Origin of the sequence: Maribacter sp. HTCC2170 (genome assembly GCF_000153165.2) — a bacterium.
In the GTDB taxonomy this organism is placed as follows: Bacteria; Bacteroidota; Bacteroidia; order Flavobacteriales; family Flavobacteriaceae; genus Maribacter_A.
Genome location: NC_014472.1, coordinates 2,482,761 through 2,500,922 on the forward strand (window position 1 = coordinate 2,482,761; position 18,162 = coordinate 2,500,922).

Below are 18,162 nucleotides of genomic sequence, written 5' to 3' on the forward strand. Positions count from 1 at the left end.
TGGTCAATTTTTAAAGGCATAAGATATAATATTTGCCCCCATTTGTAAAGCTTTTGTTCGAATGGCTTCTGGGTCATTATGAACAGAAGGGTCTTCCCAACCGTCTCCTAAATCTGATTCGAAGGTAAAGAGGAGTAATAGTCGACCTTCGTGAATTATGCCCAATGCTTGGGGCCGTTTACCTTCATGTTCATGAATTTTAGGCAAACCCTCTGGAAACTTATAGTTCTGGGAAAAGATAGGGTGATCCGCGCCAATTTCCTCTAATTCAATATTTGGGAAAACTTTTGAAAGCTCCTTTCTTAAATAAGGCTCCATGCCATAATTATCATCAATATGAAGAAAACCTCCTGATAATAAATAAACCCTGAGATTGTCTGCCTCATCCTCGGAAAATACAACGTTACCATGTCCGGTCATATGGAGAAAAGGGTACTGAAAGATGCTGATGTCACCTACTTCCACGGTTTGAGGTTGCTCATTTATCTTTGTCCCAATATTTGCATTGCAAAAGCGAATAAGGTTAGTGAGGGCCGTTGGGTTCGCATACCAATCTCCGCCTCCTTTATATTTTAAAATAGCTATTTCCTGACTATTTACAGAATTTGAAAACGCGATAAACAATAAGACAAGGAGTTTTGAATATCTCATAAGAGTGATCAATAAAACGATTATCCGTTGTTAATTAGGTTTACTGTGGTACAAGCAACTATTGCTGCTGTTTCAGTTCGTAATCTATTTCGTCCTAAAGAAACTGGCAAATATCCATTCTCATATGCGCTTTCTATTTCTTTTCTTGAAAAATCCCCTTCAGGACCAATCAAAACCGTCACATCTTTGTCTGGAGCGACCCTTCTTTTGAGTTCTAGCTTTTCTTCTTCATCGCAATGTGCAATGAAAAGCAGCCCCTCTCTGGAGTTACCCATGAATTCTTTATAACTCACCGCTGGGTTTAGTTTAGGTAGGTAAGCCTGTAGAGATTGCTTCATGGCTGATTGTAACACTTTTTCCATGCGCTCTGGCTTTATAATCTTGCGTTCAGAATTATCGCAGATTATTGGAGTAATCTCGTCTACACCAATCTCAGTTGCTTTTTCCAAAAACCATTCAAAACGGTCATTGCTTTTAGTAGGGGCAACCACTAAGTGAAACCAGTACATTTTTCTGTGTTTCTTTGTTGTTGATGTAATTTGGGCCTTACATTTCTTAGCGTTGGCTAAAATTATTTTAGCTTCAAACATATACCCTTTGCCATTGGTGATCAATAATATGTCATCTTCTTTTTTTCGTAAAACTTTAATAATGTGATTGCTCTCCTCTGGACTAAAAACAAATTGAGAGGCACTATTGTCCAATCTTGGGTTATAGAATAATTGCATAAACGAGTATTACTGTGGTTTACTGTTTTAATTTATTTTGGGCGTGTTCAATTCCTAATTCAATCCAGTTTTGAAGTTCTTCTTCGGTCTTAAACCCATCTGAAGAAACGTATATAAATTCTTTCAAAGGTCGATTAGTGAAATCCATTGGTCTTACTGAATCCATTTTCAAAATATCTTTCATCTTACCTTCAACTACACGTACCATTAAATCGTTCTTCACAATTCCAACGGTCATTTTTCCTTTATACATAATGGCGAGTCCGCCAAACATTTTCTTTTTGGATAGATAATTAGAAATGCTTTTTTGGAAAACATTCAACGCGGCATCCAAACGTTTTTCTAAATCTTCATCATACGCCATAATCTATTTTTTTAAATTACGTACCTGGCTTTTGCAGTAATCTCCTGGGTAGCGAACATTTTCTTTTTGAATTTATAATAGCCGACAATGCCAATCATAGCAGCATTGTCTGTACAATACTCAAATTTAGGAATATAAGTAGACCAGCCGTAATTCTTTTCTGCGTTTTTCAAAACATTTCTTATTCCTGAATTTGCCGAAACCCCGCCCCCGATGGCAATGCGATTAATTCCAGTTTCTTTCACTGCTTTTTTAAGTTTATCCATCAAAATATTGGTGATTGTGTATTGAATTGATGCGCAAATATCATCAAGGTTCTCTTCAACGAACTTTGGATTCTTCTTTGTCTCTCTTTGGATAAAATAGAGAATACTGGTTTTCAATCCGCTGAAACTAAAATCCAGTTCACCAACCTTTGGTTTAGGAAAAGGAAACCTTTTTGGGTCCCCAAGTTTAGCATGTTTATCTACTAAAGGACCACCGGGATATGGAAGTCCAAGAATTTTGGCACTTTTGTCAAAAGCCTCACCAACTGCATCGTCCAAAGTTTCACCAAGGATTTCCATATCAAAATAATCATTGACTTTAACAATTTGCGTGTGACCTCCACTAATGGTCATTGCTAAAAAAGGGAACTCCGGTTTGTTGCTAGTTTCCTCATCGATATAGTGCGCAAGAATATGGGCTTGCATATGGTTAACCTCAATTAGGGGTATGTGCAGACCTAATGCCAAAGATTTGGCGAACGAGGTACCTACCAACAGCGAACCCATGAGTCCAGGTCCTCTTGTAAAAGCTATGGCTGATAACTGTTTTTTGTCGATATTTGCTTTCAATAAAGCTTGGTGCACGACAGGTACAATATTTTGCTGATGCGCCCTCGAGGCAAGTTCGGGTACAACTCCCCCATATTCCTCATGAATTTTTTGAGTTGCAACCACATTACTAATGACTTTGTCATTGTGCAAAACGGCAGCAGAAGTATCATCACATGATGATTCGATCGCAAGAATATAAATTGTTTCTTTTTCCACTAGGTTTGGAATAAAAATTGGAGTACAAAGGTAAAACATAAAAGCCCTATCAGAAAACTAAGAAAAATACTGGTTAGAATACTTTTGGTAGTGCTGCTTATTTGCGTTCTAGGTACTATTGTCCTCTCAATGCCCTTTGTGCAAACACGCTTTGCAAAATATGCGACCAATTCGATTAATGAAGAATTTGGAACCAATATAAATATTGATGGAATACGAGTTTCATTGATTACGTGGGACACTGCTCTAAAGGGTGTATACGTAGAGGATTATCGGAAAGATACTTTGTTCTATATTGATGAGTTAAGTACCTCGATACAAAGTGTTAGAAATTTGACCAAAGGCAAGCTTGAGTTTGGGCATATAGATATTGACAAACTCAACTTTAAACTAAAAACCTATAAAGACACAACAACTACAAATCTTGAGGTTTTTATAGATAAGCTAGATGATGGCAAACCCCGAAAACCAGGAACACTACCTTTCTTTTTTTCTTCTTCTGATGTTGAAATCGCTAAAAGTGATTTCAAGTTGATTGATGAAAATAAAGAAAATGTGGAGACACTTAATTTTAAGGATTTAAGAATAAGTGCTAAGGATTTCCTGATATTGGGGCCTGAGGTTTCTACAGCCATTAAAGCGATGTCATTTAAGGATAAGCGTAATATTGAGGTCACAGAGCTTATAGCACAGTTTAAATATACAAAGCAACAAATGCGTTTTGATACTTTGAGTATTAAAACCCCTCAATCCAATTTGAAAGGAAATCTTGTCTTTGATTATGACCGTAAGGATTTTAAACAGTTTTTAGATAAAGTTCAAATAACGGCTGATTTTACAGAGTCATCTGTTGCCTTGGATGAGGTTAACCTGCTCTATGATCAATTCGGAAGCGGAAAAAAGGTGGAATTTTCGACAAAAGTTACGGGAGTTCTAAATGACCTAAACACTGAGGACCTCTTTTTATTGTCTGATAATACGGGTATAAGAGGTGATTTTAATTTTAAGAATCTATTCTCAAAGGGAGCTCCCTTTGTGATGGAGGCTAATATGAAGAATGTAACAAGTAGCTATTATGAGTTGCGGTCCTTAATGCCCAATATTTTGGGTAACTCATTGCCATCGTCATTTAGAAAATTAGGGCAGTTTACAATCAGGGGCACATCGACCGTCACGGAAAGTTCAGTTAATACTAAAATGAATTTGAATACTGCAGTTGGTAGTAGCTACGCAGATTTGGAGCTTACAAATTTTAATAATATAGACGATGCCGAGTATAATGGTTTCGTTTCGTTGATAGATTTTGACCTTGGTAGTTTTGTGGACGAGAAAAGTTTGGGCAAGACGACCTTGGATTTTAATGTAGAAGGGAAGGGGTTTGTGAAAGAAAACCTTAATACAGAGGTAATAGGTGAGGTATATTCAGTAAACTTCAATAATTACAATTACAAAAACCTAAAGGTTTCTGGTATTCTCAAGGAACAATTATTCGATGGTTCAATCTTCAGTAATGATGAAAATATAAAATTCAATTTCAAGGGATTGGCAGATTTTGGGGAAGACCAAAATAACTTCAATTTCATTGCCAAGGTAGATTATGCCGATTTAAAGAAATTGAATTTCATTAATGACAGTGTTTCTATATTTAAGGGTAACGTTAATATTGATATCTCAGGAAATTCTTTGGACAACATTATCGGGGAGGTAAACTTTACCAAAACCAATTTCCAAAATAAGAACGACACTTATTATTTTGAAGATTTTAAGATTTCCTCGTCTTTTGACAATGATACTATCAGAAGTATAGAGATAAATTCACCCGATATTATTACTGGTTATATGAAGGGTGATTTTAGGGTTAAAGAGCTGGGGAAACTTGTTCAGAATTCTTTGGGTAGTATTTATACCAACTATAAACCTTTTGAGATATCTGGTGGGCAGACACTTGCATTTAATTTTAAAATTTATAATAAGATTGTAGATGTCTTTTTTCCCGAAGTTAGATTTGACCCTAATACCTTTATAAGGGGGAATATTATTGCCGATAGCGGAGATTTTAAATTAACCTTTAAGTCACCTAGTATTGAAGCCTATGGTAACGAGGCGGATAATATTGATGTTAAGATTGACAATAAAAACCCTCTTTACAATACGTACGTATCGGTTGGGGATCTTTCAACCAATTATTATGATGTAAAGGATTTTAACCTCATAAACACAACCTTGAAAGATACATTGTTCTTTCGGGCAGAGTTTAAGGGAGGAAGTGAATATGATGATAGTTACAACCTCAATTTTTATCACACTTTCAACAAGCAGAACAAGTCGGTAATCGGCCTAAAAAAATCTGATATTAGTTTTAAGGATAATATTTGGATTTTAAATAGGGAAGGTAACCGAAAGAACAAAGTAATCATCAATAAAACCCTTGATAGTATATTGATTGAGGAGATTGTTATGAACAATAGTCAACATGAGCAGATTCGTTTGCGTGGACAATTGGCAGATTCAACTTATAAAGACCTTGAGCTTCAGTTCAAGATAGTTTCATTGGACAAAATTACACCCGCAATTGATAGTTTAAAACTCGAAGGGGAGGTTAACGGTACACTCAATATATTACAAAGAGATGAAGTGTATTTACCTTCGTCAAACTTGGGAATAACCGATTTTTCGGTTAACGGAATGCGTCTAGGTGATTTGGCCATTGGTATATGGGGAAATAGTGATCTTACAGAATTCAGCGTCAATTCTCAAATCACTGACAATGGGGTTGATAGACTGGGTATTTTCGGAAATATCACAAACAAAACAGAGTTGCCTCAAGCGGACCTATCTGTTAATTTTAATGAGTTTAGATTAGAGCCATTTAATCCTTTGGGTGAAGGAGTGATTACGAATATTCGTGGCGGTTTAAGTGGTACCGCACGTTTTGAAGGAGATATCAATAACCCTAATTTTAGCGGTTTGTTGAGATTGAATAATGCTGGTATAGCCATTCCATATCTCAATGTGGATTATGGTTTTGCACAAAATTCAAGGGTGAGATTGTTAGACCAGTCTTTTAATTTTGAGCGAATCGGAATAACGGATATTAGCGAAAACACAAGGGCAACTTTGGACGGTACCATCACCCACAGTTTTTTTAAGGATTGGGTTCTTGATTTAAATGTTGATACCAATGACAACCGTCTTTTGATTTTGGATACACCATTCGAGGAAGAGGTTTTATATTATGGGACGGGATTTTTGAATGGAACTGGAAGGATTTTTGGACCAACAAAAGCATTGACCATTAAAGTTGACGGCTCCACAGCTCGTGGCACTTCACTAAAAATTCCGCTTAGCGATGTAGCGACAGTTGGAGATTATTCCTTTATTAAATTTATAGAAAAAGACGAAACAGAGGAGGAAAGGTTACAACGTGTTCTAGACGATATAGAAGGCTTGGAAATGGAGTTTGATTTAGATATTACTCCAGATGCAGAAGTGGAAATCGTGACCGACCAAAAAACAGGAAGCTCTTTAAAAGGCACAGGGGAAGGTACATTGTTAATGAGAATTAATACGAAAGACAGGTTTGAGATGTATGGCGAATTTGTGGTAGTTACCGGGGAGTATAATTACAGATTTGGTGGAGTAATAAACAAGACGTTCAAAGTTGAACCCGGAGGTAACCTTGTATGGGATGGGGGACCTTTGGAGGCTGAGTTGAATATGGAAGCGGTCTACTCCTTGAATGCAAATCCAGCACCTTTGCTTGATAATCCTGGCTATACCCGTAGAATTCCTACTGATGTGGTTATTCAATTAACTGATGAATTGCAAAGCCCTGAGATTGATTTCAGTATAGAATTCCCTGGGACAAGCTCCATTATCCAATCAGAACTGGAATATAGTCTGCAAGATCCTCAAGTAGAGGAAAAGAATGCCTTTTTTCTATTGGCTCAAGGTTCATTTGTTAATAATGATAGCGGAATTAATTCTCAAGCGGTTACTGGGAATCTGATTCAATCCGCATCTGGACTCTTAAATCAAGTTCTAAGTGGTGGCAATGATAAGTTTAATTTGGGCCTTTCGTATGAACAAGGGATACAAGATAGGAATACAAGTATTGAAACTGAGAATAGGATTGGTGTAACGGTATCTACTCAAATAAGTGATAGGATTCTTTTGAACGGCAAGGTTGGTGTTCCTGTAGGCGGAGCTACAGAAACTGTTGTTGCGGGTGACTTTGAGTTACAAGTACTGCTCAATGAAGAGGGTACATTAAGCGCTAAATTCTTTAATCGGGAAAGTGAGATTCAAGAGTTTTTATTAGGCCGACAGGGGTATACCCAAGGGGCGGGATTGTCTTACGAAGTCGATTTCAATAGTTTTAGGGAGTTGATGCGGAAAATGTTTGGCAATAAAAAGCGAAAGAACAAACAAAAAAAAGATAAATCATTTTCCAACGAGGTAATGGGAAAAGATAGCTTGTTGATCTTTCATCAAAAATCGAAAGGACTTTAATCTTTTTTAGCACATTCGATGTTCTAATTGTGCTATTTAAAACTACATCTGATTTATTTATCAACGAAAACGTTTTAGTCGGCTTTGACCAATGAAATTAAGGACTTTAGGAGTTCTTTTATTGAAATAAGTTTGTTAATTTTGCTTGCTTAAATTTTTACATGAATAGCAAGATAAAAAAGATTGGTGTGTTTACATCGGGGGGCGACTCTCCAGGAATGAATGCCGCTATTCGTTCAGTTGTACGAACATGTGCTTACTTGAATATTGACTGTGTTGGTATTTATAGAGGGTATCAAGGAATGATAGATGGCGATTTTAAGCCAATGGATGCTAGAAGTGTAAATAATATCATCAATAAGGGCGGTACCATCCTTAAATCTGCAAGATGTCAAGAATTTAGAACGAAAGAGGGCAGGCAAAGGGCTTATGAACAATTATGTGCTGAAGGAATTGATGCTTTTGTTGTGATTGGTGGAGATGGAAGTTTTACCGGGGCAATGATTTTTAATCAAGAATTCAACTTTCCTGTTATTGGTATTCCTGGTACAATTGACAATGATATTTTTGGAACAACATTTACTTTAGGCTTTGATACCGCCTTGAATACAGTAGTTGAAGCTATTGATAAAATCAGGGACACAGCAAGTTCCCATAATAGATTGTTCTTTGTTGAGGTTATGGGCCGTGATGTGGGTCATATTGCACTCAACGCTGGAGTTGGTGCAGGAGCAGAGGAAATATTGATTCCTGAAGAAAACCTTGGGCTGGAACGTTTGATTGAATCATTGAAAAGAAGTAAAGAATCTGGCAAATCTTCCAGTATTGTAATAGTCGCTGAAGGAGATAAAACAGGTAAAAATATTTTTGAACTCAAGGATTATGTTGAAGAGCACTTTCCAGTATATGATGTTCGCGTTTCCGTTCTTGGACATATGCAAAGAGGAGGAGCACCTTCTTGCTATGATAGGGTGTTGGCAAGCAGAATGGGTGTAAAGGCGGTTGAGGCATTGCTCGAAGGAAAGACCAATTTAATGGTAGGTGTACAAGATAATAAGCTTACACTGACAGCTATTAACAAAGCTATTAAAGGGCATACAAAAATTGATAAAGAACTTATTAGAGTTTCAGATATAATGACAATTTAATTTAATCATAAAAAAGGAAAAAATGTCAAAATTAAAAATAGGAATTAACGGATTTGGACGAATTGGTAGATTAGTTTTCCGTATTGCGGCCAAAAATGAAAACGTTGAGGTTGTAGCTATCAACGATTTGTTGGATGTTGAACATTTGGCTTATTTGTTGGAGTACGATTCAGTACACGGCAAGTTTGACGGAACTGTTGAAGTAAAAGATGGGCACTTGGTGGTAAATGGCGATACTGTAAGAATTACGGCAGAAAGAGATCCAAAAGATATTAAATGGGATGCTGTTGGAGCGGAAATCGTTGCGGAGTGTACAGGTATTTTCACAACTTTGGAAACTGCACAATATCACATTGACGGAGGAGCCAAAAAAGTGGTTATCTCTGCACCTTCTAAAGATGCACCTATGTTTGTTATGGGCGTTAACCATAAAGAAGCTAAAGCATCTGACACAATTGTTTCAAACGCTTCTTGTACTACAAACTGTTTAGCTCCAATGGCCAAAGTCTTAAATGACAATTTCGGAATCGAAGAGGCTTTAATGACAACGGTCCATGCTACAACGGCAACACAAATGACAGTTGATGGTCCTTCTAGAAAAGATTGGAGAGGTGGTAGAAGTGCTATGTTGAATATTATTCCAGCTTCAACAGGAGCTGCTAAGGCAGTGACTAAAGTAATCCCGTCTTTAGAAGGTAAACTAACAGGTATGGCCTTTAGGGTTCCAACCGCTGATGTGTCTGTAGTTGACCTTACGGTTCGATTAGAAAAAGAAACTTCATATGACGATATCAAGAAAGCCTTTAAATCTGCTGCAGACAATGAATTAAGTGGTATTTTGGGTTATACTGATGAGGCTGTTGTGTCACAGGATTTTATAGGTGATGCCAGAACAAGTATTTTTGATGCCGGTGCGGGTATTGAATTGAATTCTAAATTCTTCAAAGTTGTATCTTGGTATGACAATGAGGCTGGTTACTCTAACAAATTGATAGATTTGGCTCTTTATGTGAATAGCCTATAAAACTAAGCTTAATTATTTTAAGCAATCCTGAAAATTATTGGTCTAAAGCTACCTAGTTTTCAGGATTGTTTTTTTAAATATTGATTATGATATTAATTGTTGATAGTGGTGCTACAAAATCTGACTGGATAGCACTGGATAGCAAAGGAAAGCAACTGTTTATGACGCAGACTCTGGGATTAAGCCCGGAAGTGTTGACTCGACCTGTCATTGAAGATAGGTTAGCCAATAACTTTGAGCTTTCAAAAAACCAGGGCAAGGTTACCAATCTATATTTCTACGGAGCTGGTTGCGGAACTGACCGCATGAAGATTTTCCTTAAGGAGATATTCAATGATTTTTTCCCTAATGCAAAAACAATTGTAAAAGAGGATACTTACGCTGCAATATATTCAACAACGAAGATTGGTCGTCAAGGAATCGTATGTATTTTGGGTACTGGTTCTAACTGCAGTTATTATGATGGTAATCAACTTTTTCAAAAAGTTACTTCTCTTGGTTACATTCCAATGGACGATGGTAGTGGGAACTTTTTTGGAAGAAAGTTGATACGCGATTATTACTTTCACAAGATGCCTCAGGCTCTTGGTATGAAGTTCGCCAAGGAATATGATCTTGAGGCAGACGTAATCAAAGAAAACCTTTATAAGCAACCTAATCCAAATACATATTTAGCAACTTTTGCCAGATTTCTGATTGAAAACAAAGATCACCCTTATTGTAAAGGTGTTATAGACAAAGGTTTTCAGCAATTCGTGAATAACTACATTATGCAATTTGAACTTGCAACCAAGGTGCCTATTAATTTTGTGGGTAGTATCGCCCACTATCTTAAAGATGAGTTGGTTGAAGTGCTTAAGCGAAATGATTTAATAGTAGGTGTTATACGTCAAAGACCTATTGAAGGCTTAATGGAATTTCATAGAGACACCATTTAAAGATCACTTGACTGCGATCATCGAAATTTCAACATTTACGAATTTAGGTAGATTAGCGACTTCTACAGTTTCTCGAGCAGGCGCAGTTTCAGTATTAAAATAAGTAGCATACACAGCATTTATTTTAGAGAACTGATTCATGTCGCTAATAAAAATTGAGGACTTAACAACATTTTCAAAGGTCATTTCCGCTTCGGTAAGAATGGCCTTTAAATTTTCCATAGATTGCTTGGTCTCCTTGGCAATATCCCCTTGTACGAGATTACCGGTAACCGGATCTATGGGAATTTGACCTGAAATATACAAAGTTTCTCCACTAAGAACTGCCTGATTGTATGGTCCGATAGGTGCAGGAGCATTTTTGGTAGCGATTATTTTTTTCATTTTGATTTTATTTGTTGTTATCTGGACCTTTGACTTCTATTTTCCCATTTTAGGTCCTTTAGGATAGAGCTCTTTATTCCTATAAAAAAATACCATCTTTTGTAGCGCCCAAAAGGTGTCCAGTTAAAGCGCATTACAAAACTTTTTAAATCCCGTTCAAAACGTAGTTGAGTCAAAGTAAAGCCTTGGTTTTTAAAATCGTAACCAGAAGACCCTCCTACCTTCCATCTTGGGGAAAGCTCTACATCACCTGAAAACATCAAGGAATGGCTGCTAAATTCATTTTGCCTTGCCGAATTGGAATAAGAAGCTGAATAAGCTAAACGAAGATTCCAAGGAATGGTTGTTCCATATATGGGGTTTTCAACTTCATCAGTTGCTTTTTCCCTGTCCATAGGCCTATCTTGAAAGCTGTCGGCCTTTCCAAAAAGATCATCCGTTCTTCCACCACTTTGTGCAACATAATCGAATCTATCCACATCTTCCTCATCCTCTTCTTTGTCTTCATCTTTTTTAAATGTTTCGTTACTTAAGGAGTACCCTATGTTTGCATTGGCACGGGTTAACCTGAAGAGACTTCCGCCATTTTTGGCATTAAGGGTGTTTATCCTTCTTCCATTATTGTCAATGGCGTATGGGTCAAGGCCCGCTGAGAAGTTTATGGACATTTTATTATCCAGGATATTTGTTCCTCCATTGATGCTTAAAGGACTTAATTTAAGAGAGTCGGATTCAAAATTATAACCTGTTGAAATATTAAAATTACTTAGAATTGGCACTTTTCTAGGTTCTGTGACCGTTGAGTCTTTATCACGAACTTTGGCTTCCAAGGTATTTGCTAAAGAAAAGCTAAGGCTGTTTGATTTGCTTAAACTAGGAGCTCCATTGAGTGTGCCTTGAAACCTGGTGTATTGAACCGAGTTATCTGTAATAGGATTGGCATCAATATCATATTCATCATAAAAATGCTCAAAGGAAGGAGCGTAGCCATAGCTTAATGAAGGGCGCATAACATGTCTAATCGCTTGGATTTTTTTGTCTTCACCAAAACTAAATGTTCCATACAACGTAGTACCAATACTCGCGTTAAAGTTGTATTTGTTAAAACGGTCGAAACCACTGACAGTGTCGATAACTACTTTATCCTCGGCAATATCATAGCTTTTATTGTAGGTTTCCAATGTCCAAACATCTTCGTAATTACCGCCTACACTTACACTGAAAAATTTGGCTACCTTAAAATTGGTGCTAATTGGAATGCGGTGTTTTGCCCCAAATTTGGCGCCATCGAACATTTCTTTCTTAAAAAAGTCCTCGTCGGTAGTCGAAATTCTATTCTGGGCATTTACATCATATTGAAAATTGATATTCTGAATAATCCCTTTTTTAATCCCATCTCTTTTGGCAAAAGGAAAAATACGCTCCATACTAGCCTGTAGATTTGGAAGACTCATCTCAATTTTCTTTGTATTTGTGTTCTGGCTATGAGTGGCGGTCAGACTCATATTTACAGACGGATATGCGGGGAACGTTTTTGAATATGAAATTGAGGATGAAAGTGTGTTATTCTGCGTGCTGGGAAGATTACGTTGTTGCAAGGAGTTACGGTAATATTCACTACTTCCCATGTTTACTGAAGCAGAAAAACGTGAATTGGGACTGGCTTTTGTGTCTTGCGAATGTGACATTTGAATATTCCAGTTCCTTGAATTGGAATAGTCACTGAATCCTTTTTGACTGGTAACCAAATTTTCATACCTGAAATTAACATTGCCACTAAATTTGTATCGTTTTGTATACATTGACTGGGTCTTAAAACCCCAACTTCCGTTGGTGTAAAAGTCCCCGGATAACAACACATCCGCATATTCTCCAATTGGAACATAATAGCCCATATCCTGAAGAAAATAACCTCGATCTGGATCATTCCCAAAGGAAGGCATCATAACGCCGGCCGCTCTTCCAACCGTCAAAGGAAAGTAAGCAAAGGGCAAGGCGATGGGAGTTGGTACATCTGCAATGTATAAATTACTGTACCCGGCAATAACTTTTTTAGAGGGGACGAATTTGGCCTTACGAACTCGTATGTAATAATCAGGGTTTATGGTATCGGCAGAGGTTGTCAACCTTCCCTCACTTAAAAAATATACAGAGTCATTTTCTTTTTTAGTGATGTCGGCGTATACTTTCATGGCTTCACTACCCAATTGGTCAAGCCCCGCTTGCTGTTCGGTTCTTGAATTCCAAATAATAGCCTTCTGAGTATCAAAATTAAAACGAATGGAATCCGGTATTACTTCGTTTTCACCTTGTTTGAAATAAGGCAGCTGCGAGTAATTACCCAAAGAATCTTTTATTCGACCAGCATAAACCTCATTTTTAACATAGTCCATAACAATGACGCCAGCTTTTAACTCAGTATCTTGGTACTTGATCTCCGCTTCATTGTACAAGTATATTTTTTTATCCCGTTGGCTCATTTTAACATAGTCCTTGGCCTTGTATTGTATTATATCTAATAGAAGGGGTGACTTGGTTTTTACCGTATCTACTTGTGCAGTGTCTTTTACGATAACTTGTTTAAATTCAGTTTCGGTAAGAATTGGTGCTACAATTGTATCGGGTTCTGCCTTAATGGGTAAGGGTACGATTTTATCTTCTTGGGCATGCCCCATAATGCCACCAATTATTAGCATTAATAGGAAAAGTAAATAATGTTTATTTGATTGCAAGGCTATATATCCTATTTTTGTAAAGGTTTGGCTTGACTTTTGGAGGTCAAACTTACATATATTTTTTGTTCCCTTAATAGGGTATTACAATAATTTTAACCATTTAAGGGACCTCGAATCACCTTGTTAATATGAATATGAACCGCTTTTTTCTTTCTACCTTATTCTTGTTGGCCTTTTTGCTGACTTCTTTTACAAATAATAATCCTTCACAAAGAAATGATGGCAAATTCGTAGTTGTGTTGGATGCAGGTCATGGCGGGCATGACCCAGGAAATTTAGGTAATGGCTATTTAGAAAAGAATATTGCTTTGAATATTGTGCTGAACATTGGAAAAATACTAGAGGCCAACCCGGATATAGAAGTAATTTACACAAGAAAGGATGATACCTTTATTGACTTATTTGTGCGCGGTGAAATCGCAAATAAGGCCAATGCCGACCTATTTGTTTCTGTACATTGTGATTCCCATTCCTCCGATGCCCATGGCGCTGGTACCTTTGTATTGGGTTTACATGCCAATAAACAAAACTTTGAGATTGCAAAAAAGGAGAACTCGGTGATTTATCTAGAGGATAATTATGAAGACAGATATGCTGATTATGATATTAATTCACCTGAGTCAATAATTGGACTGACCATAATGCAGGAAGAGTTTTTAGATCAGAGTATTGCCTTGGCCAAGATGATTCAGGATAACTTTTCGGGCAAATTAAAACGTATCAACCGCAAGGTAAAACAAGCAGGTTTTATAGTATTGCATCAAACTTTTATGCCCAGTGTTTTAATTGAAACTGGTTTTCTTACAAACAAATCCGAAGGGGCATTTTTAAACTCCAAGGCTGGCCAGTCTCAAATGGGTAAAGCAATTGCAGAGGCAATTTTAGAATATAAAAGAGGTGTTCAGGTAAACACATCCGCTACTGAAACACAGCCGATAGCAAAGGAAGTGGCGAAAACGGTAGAACCAATAAAGGAAGAAATAATTACAAAAGAAGTTGATAAACCAATAGATGATAGTTCAGCTTCTAACAAGATTGAAGTAAAAGAAGATGTGGAGAAACCTTTGGATATTGTAAAAACCGAGGTAAAGAAAGAAACGGATGCACCCGTTCTTGACGCACCCCTTAAGAAAAGTACAGAGCAAAAAAGTACCAACTCATCAATTGCAAAATCTAAGCCGAAGGTAGAAGGGCCAAAAGTCATATTCAAAGTACAAATTATGGCAAGCGCTAAAGATTTGGAATTAAAACCACGCAACTTCAATGGGTTGAGTAGAATTTCCCAAGAGCCTTTTAAAAATCTTTATCGCTATATGTATGGTATTACCAATTCATATAAAGAAGCGGAAACTTTGAAATCAAATGCTGACTTAAAAGGATATTCAAGCTCATATATTGTAGCTTACAAAGAGGGTGTTAGAATCCCGATCAATGAAGCCCTAAAATACGTTTCTGAATAATAATAGCAGTGTCAATTTTATTTCTAATTTTGTTAGTAACGATAAATCAATTCATTTGAAACTATCTAGAGAAATTAAAACTGGAATAATTGTAATTGGTGGGATTCTGCTTTTCATTTTGGGATTTAGCTATTTAAAATCTACACCATTATTTGATAATAGTAAAACGCTTTATGCTGTTTACCATCATGTGGGAGGGCTTCAACCTGGTACTCAAGTAACCATAAATGGTTATAACGTAGGTAAAGTAAATGATATTCGTTTTAAGGATACTTCTGGAGATCTGTTGGTTACTTTTTCTGTAAATAATGAATTTACTTTCTCAAAGAACAGTAAGGCAGAGTTATACGATACGGGAATAATTGGGGGGAAAGGAATTCAGATTAAGCCAATATTTGATGGAGCCGCCCCAGCTCAGTCGGGCGATACATTAATAACGGAGACAAAACCTGGACTAACAGAGTTGGTTCAACAGAAGTTGACTCCTTTACAGCAGAAGATTGAAGGAGCCTTTACAAATGCCGATTCCTTGTTGATGAATGTGAATGAGGTTTTGGACGCTAAAACCAAAAACGAATTGCGCGAGTCTATTTCTGGTCTTAATGAATTAATGAAAAGTTTAAAGGGGAGTGCAGATGTCATGAATAGCCTTCTAAAGAACAATCAGGATAAATTAGATAGTTCCTTAACCAATTTCAATCAACTTTCTTCAAATTTCGCAAAACTTTCGGATTCTCTGAATAATGCTGGTTTGGGGCGTACATTGACCAGTTTGGAATCCACTGTTTCGAATTTGGACAAAATTCTAGGTCAGGTTGAGAAAGGAGATGGCTCTCTTGGTAAATTAATGAAGGATGAGCAATTGTATAATAACCTAAACAATGCCTCTAAAGAATTGGATTTATTACTTCAAGATTTCCGTCTAAATCCAAAAAGATATGTCAATGTTTCGGTTTTTGGTAAAAAACAGAAAGACTATACCCTTCCTGATAATGATCCTGCCGAAAAAATAGAGCAACCATAAATGGAGTATCTTCCTAATATTTTATTTGCCATAGTCCTAATAGTTGGTATTGGTTTTTTTGCCAATAATGTAAAAAAACTTATTAGAAACATAAAATTGGGTAAAGATGTGGATGTTAGTGATAACAAACCCCAAAGATGGAAGAACATGACAAAAATCGCCTTAGGTCAGACCAAAATGGTGGTTAGGCCTATTCCAGGAATACTGCATATTTTAGTTTATGTTGGCTTTATCATAATAAATCTAGAGGTACTTGAGATAGTTATAGACGGCCTTTTGGGAACACATAGGGTTTTTGCAGGGCTTGGTGGCTTATATAACTTTTTAATCGCCTCTTTTGAGATATTGGCATTTTTGGTCATATTATCGGTCATTATTTTCTGGATTCGAAGAAATGTAATTAGACTTCAAAGGTTTATTAAGCCTGAAATGAAGGGGTGGCCAAAGAATGATGGTAACATGATCCTTTATATTGAGTTGGTCTTAATGTGTTTGTTCCTAAGCATGAATGCGGCCGATTTTCAATTACAACAATTCAACACCGAACATTATACCCAAGCCGGTTCGTTCCCCATTAGTCAGTTTTTAATTCCTTTATTTGACGGTTTGTCAATTGAAACTCTTATTATAATTGAAAGAAGTACGTGGTGGTTACATATTGTAGGTATTCTCTTCTTTCTAAATTATTTATATTATTCTAAGCACTTGCATATTCTATTGGCGTTTCCGAACACTTATTTTGGGAAACTGGGTGCCAAAGGAAAAATCAAGAATCTGGATTCTGTTACTAAAGAGGTAATGTTGATGATGGATCCAAGTGCTGATCCATATGCCGCTCCTACCGAAGATGCGGCAGCACCTGAAAAGTTTGGGGCGTCAGATGTTAAAGATCTAAATTGGGTGCAGTTATTAAATGCTTATACATGTACAGAGTGTGGACGATGCACCAGTGAATGTCCTGCGAATTTAACTGGAAAGAAACTTTCTCCCCGTAAAATAATGATGGATACTCGGGATAGATTGGAAGAAGTGGGTAAAAACATTGATGCCAATAAAGGTGATTTTATTGATGATGGTAAACAATTGTTGGGAGACTATATTACCAACGAAGAGCTTTGGGCCTGTACGTCATGTAATGCTTGTACAGAAGCATGTCCTGTTAGTATAGATCCTTTATCGATTATTATGGATATGAGGCAGTTTTTGGTTATGGAACAATCTGCAGCTCCGTCAGATTTGAACAATATGATGGGGAATATTGAAAATAATGGGGCACCTTGGCCATTTAATCAAATGGATAGATTGAACTGGAAAGATGAATCTTAATAATATTAATCCTCTATAATGGGAAGCGAATTGAAAGTACCAACAATGGCAGAACTTTTTGCCGCAGGACAACAACCAGAGGTTTTATTCTGGGTGGGCTGCGCTGGCAGTTTTGATGATAGGGCGAAAAAAATCACTAAGGCATTTGTGAAGATTCTAAATAAGGCCAATGTGTCTTTCGCTGTTTTGGGAACCGAAGAAAGTTGCACAGGAGACCCAGCTAAAAGGGCGGGAAATGAATTCTTGTTTCAGATGCAGGCGGTTACTAATATTGAAGTAATGAACGCCTATGGTGTAAAGAAAGTGGTGACGGCTTGTCCACATTGTTTCAATACCCTTAAAAATGAGTATCCAGGGTTAGGAGGCAATTATGAAGTTGTTCATCATACGCAATTCTTAAAGGGCTTATTGGATGAAGGTAGAATTACAATGGAGGGTGGAACATTCAAGGGCAAGCGAATAACATTTCATGATCCATGCTATTTAGGCAGGGCCAATAATGTTTTTGAGGCCCCACGGGATTTAATAAAAAAGTTGGATGCGGAGTTGGTTGAAATGAAAAGCTGTAAAACCCGTGGTTTATGTTGTGGTGCAGGGGGTTCTCAAATGTTCAAAGAACCTGAAAAAGGTGATAAGGATATTAATATTGAACGAACCGAACAGGCATTGGGTACCCAACCTGAGATTATCGCGGCTGCATGCCCATTTTGTAATACGATGATGACTGACGGTGTGAAGAATAAAGAGAAAGAAGGGAGTATCTTGGTTAGGGATATTGCTGAATTAATTGCCACAGCAGAAGACCTATAACTCCTTAACGATTATCTATAATAA

General features: G+C 37.0%; 14 protein-coding genes. 8 read left to right on the plus strand and 6 right to left on the minus strand.

Annotated features, from left to right (window positions below; genetic code table 11):
- Positions 1-3: 3 nt before the first annotated feature.
- From FB2170_RS10910 to tsaD, 4 genes are read right to left on the minus strand one after another with little or no spacing between them, the layout of a single operon-like run.
- A complete protein-coding gene (locus FB2170_RS10910) occupies positions 4-651 on the minus strand; it encodes a DUF4159 domain-containing protein (RefSeq protein ID WP_013306614.1) in 648 nt (215 codons plus the stop codon).
- A 20-nt stretch (positions 652-671) separates the two neighbouring features.
- A complete protein-coding gene (locus tag FB2170_RS10915; protein ID WP_013306615.1) occupies positions 672-1,379 on the minus strand; it encodes a 16S rRNA (uracil(1498)-N(3))-methyltransferase in 708 nt (235 codons plus the stop codon).
- Positions 1,380-1,398: 19 nt separating this feature from the next.
- Positions 1,399-1,743: a TfoX/Sxy family protein gene (locus FB2170_RS10920; RefSeq protein ID WP_013306616.1), complete on the minus strand. Its 345-nt coding sequence runs from the start codon at positions 1,741-1,743 to the stop codon at positions 1,399-1,401.
- 11 nt (positions 1,744-1,754) lie between these two features.
- Positions 1,755-2,816: a tRNA (adenosine(37)-N6)-threonylcarbamoyltransferase complex transferase subunit TsaD gene (gene tsaD, locus FB2170_RS10925; RefSeq protein WP_013306617.1), complete on the minus strand. Its 1,062-nt coding sequence runs from the start codon at positions 2,814-2,816 to the stop codon at positions 1,755-1,757.
- A 90-nt stretch (positions 2,817-2,906) separates the two neighbouring features.
- Here tsaD and FB2170_RS10930 point away from each other — a divergent pair, with 90 nt between their 5' ends.
- From FB2170_RS10930 to FB2170_RS10945, 4 genes are all read left to right on the plus strand, one after another.
- Positions 2,907-7,289 carry a translocation/assembly module TamB domain-containing protein gene (locus FB2170_RS10930; RefSeq protein WP_013306618.1) on the plus strand — a complete coding sequence of 1,461 codons (4,383 nt, stop codon included), beginning with the start codon at positions 2,907-2,909 and terminating at the stop codon, positions 7,287-7,289.
- Between the two features lie 161 nt (positions 7,290-7,450).
- Positions 7,451-8,437 (plus strand): 6-phosphofructokinase, encoded by a 987-nt coding sequence (gene pfkA / locus FB2170_RS10935; protein ID WP_013306619.1) that lies wholly within the window; start codon positions 7,451-7,453, stop codon positions 8,435-8,437.
- Positions 8,438-8,459: 22 nt separating this feature from the next.
- Entirely contained in the window at positions 8,460-9,461 is a 1,002-nt protein-coding gene (gap, locus tag FB2170_RS10940; RefSeq protein ID WP_013306620.1) for a type I glyceraldehyde-3-phosphate dehydrogenase, read from the plus strand.
- Between the two features lie 86 nt (positions 9,462-9,547).
- Positions 9,548-10,399, plus strand: a complete 852-nt coding sequence (locus FB2170_RS10945) for a hypothetical protein (protein ID WP_013306621.1) — start codon at positions 9,548-9,550, stop codon at positions 10,397-10,399.
- Positions 10,400-10,402: 3 nt separating this feature from the next.
- On the opposite strand, the gene FB2170_RS10950 is transcribed toward FB2170_RS10945, so the two are convergent.
- Both FB2170_RS10950 and FB2170_RS10955 read right to left on the minus strand, forming a co-directional pair.
- Positions 10,403-10,783, minus strand: coding sequence for a RidA family protein (locus FB2170_RS10950; RefSeq protein WP_041632814.1), 381 nt, complete (start codon positions 10,781-10,783; stop codon positions 10,403-10,405).
- 17 nt (positions 10,784-10,800) lie between these two features.
- The gene (locus tag FB2170_RS10955; RefSeq protein WP_013306622.1) at positions 10,801-13,479 is read right to left on the minus strand and encodes a putative LPS assembly protein LptD; all 2,679 of its coding nucleotides are present in this window, start codon (positions 13,477-13,479) and stop codon (positions 10,801-10,803) included.
- A 167-nt stretch (positions 13,480-13,646) separates the two neighbouring features.
- On the opposite strand from FB2170_RS10955, the gene FB2170_RS10960 reads away from it, so the two are divergent.
- The 4 genes from FB2170_RS10960 to FB2170_RS10975 are packed head-to-tail and all read left to right on the plus strand — an operon-like array spanning position 13,647 to position 18,138.
- Positions 13,647-14,978 carry an N-acetylmuramoyl-L-alanine amidase family protein gene (locus tag FB2170_RS10960; RefSeq protein ID WP_410503859.1) on the plus strand — a complete coding sequence of 444 codons (1,332 nt, stop codon included), beginning with the start codon at positions 13,647-13,649 and terminating at the stop codon, positions 14,976-14,978.
- A 55-nt stretch (positions 14,979-15,033) separates the two neighbouring features.
- Positions 15,034-16,002 (plus strand): MlaD family protein, encoded by a 969-nt coding sequence (locus FB2170_RS10965; protein WP_013306623.1) that lies wholly within the window; start codon positions 15,034-15,036, stop codon positions 16,000-16,002.
- Positions 16,003-17,328, plus strand: coding sequence for a (Fe-S)-binding protein (locus tag FB2170_RS10970; protein WP_013306624.1), 1,326 nt, complete (start codon positions 16,003-16,005; stop codon positions 17,326-17,328). It begins immediately after the preceding gene.
- A gap of 18 nt (positions 17,329-17,346) precedes the next feature.
- Positions 17,347-18,138 (plus strand): (Fe-S)-binding protein, encoded by a 792-nt coding sequence (locus tag FB2170_RS10975; protein WP_013306625.1) that lies wholly within the window; start codon positions 17,347-17,349, stop codon positions 18,136-18,138.
- Positions 18,139-18,162 lie beyond the last annotated feature (24 nt).

Coding starts and splice junctions, on each gene's coding strand:
- FB2170_RS10910 (WP_013306614.1), bottom strand. CDS start 651: ATGAGATATTCAAAACTCCTTGTCTTATTGTTTATCGCGTTTTCAAAT.
- FB2170_RS10955 (WP_013306622.1), bottom strand. CDS start 13,479: ATGCTAATAATTGGTGGCATTATGGGGCATGCCCAAGAAGATAAAATC.
- tsaD (WP_013306617.1), bottom strand. CDS start 2,816: ATGTTTTACCTTTGTACTCCAATTTTTATTCCAAACCTAGTGGAAAAA.
- FB2170_RS10915 (WP_013306615.1), bottom strand. CDS start 1,379: ATGCAATTATTCTATAACCCAAGATTGGACAATAGTGCCTCTCAATTT.
- FB2170_RS10920 (WP_013306616.1), bottom strand. CDS start 1,743: ATGGCGTATGATGAAGATTTAGAAAAACGTTTGGATGCCGCGTTGAAT.
- FB2170_RS10945 (WP_013306621.1), top strand. CDS start 9,548: ATGATATTAATTGTTGATAGTGGTGCTACAAAATCTGACTGGATAGCA.
- gap (WP_013306620.1), top strand. CDS start 8,460: ATGTCAAAATTAAAAATAGGAATTAACGGATTTGGACGAATTGGTAGA.
- FB2170_RS10950 (WP_041632814.1), bottom strand. CDS start 10,783: ATGAAAAAAATAATCGCTACCAAAAATGCTCCTGCACCTATCGGACCA.
- FB2170_RS10970 (WP_013306624.1), top strand. CDS start 16,003: ATGGAGTATCTTCCTAATATTTTATTTGCCATAGTCCTAATAGTTGGT.
- FB2170_RS10975 (WP_013306625.1), top strand. CDS start 17,347: ATGGGAAGCGAATTGAAAGTACCAACAATGGCAGAACTTTTTGCCGCA.
- FB2170_RS10960 (WP_410503859.1), top strand. CDS start 13,647: ATGAATATGAACCGCTTTTTTCTTTCTACCTTATTCTTGTTGGCCTTT.
- pfkA (WP_013306619.1), top strand. CDS start 7,451: ATGAATAGCAAGATAAAAAAGATTGGTGTGTTTACATCGGGGGGCGAC.
- FB2170_RS10930 (WP_013306618.1), top strand. CDS start 2,907: ATGCCCTTTGTGCAAACACGCTTTGCAAAATATGCGACCAATTCGATT.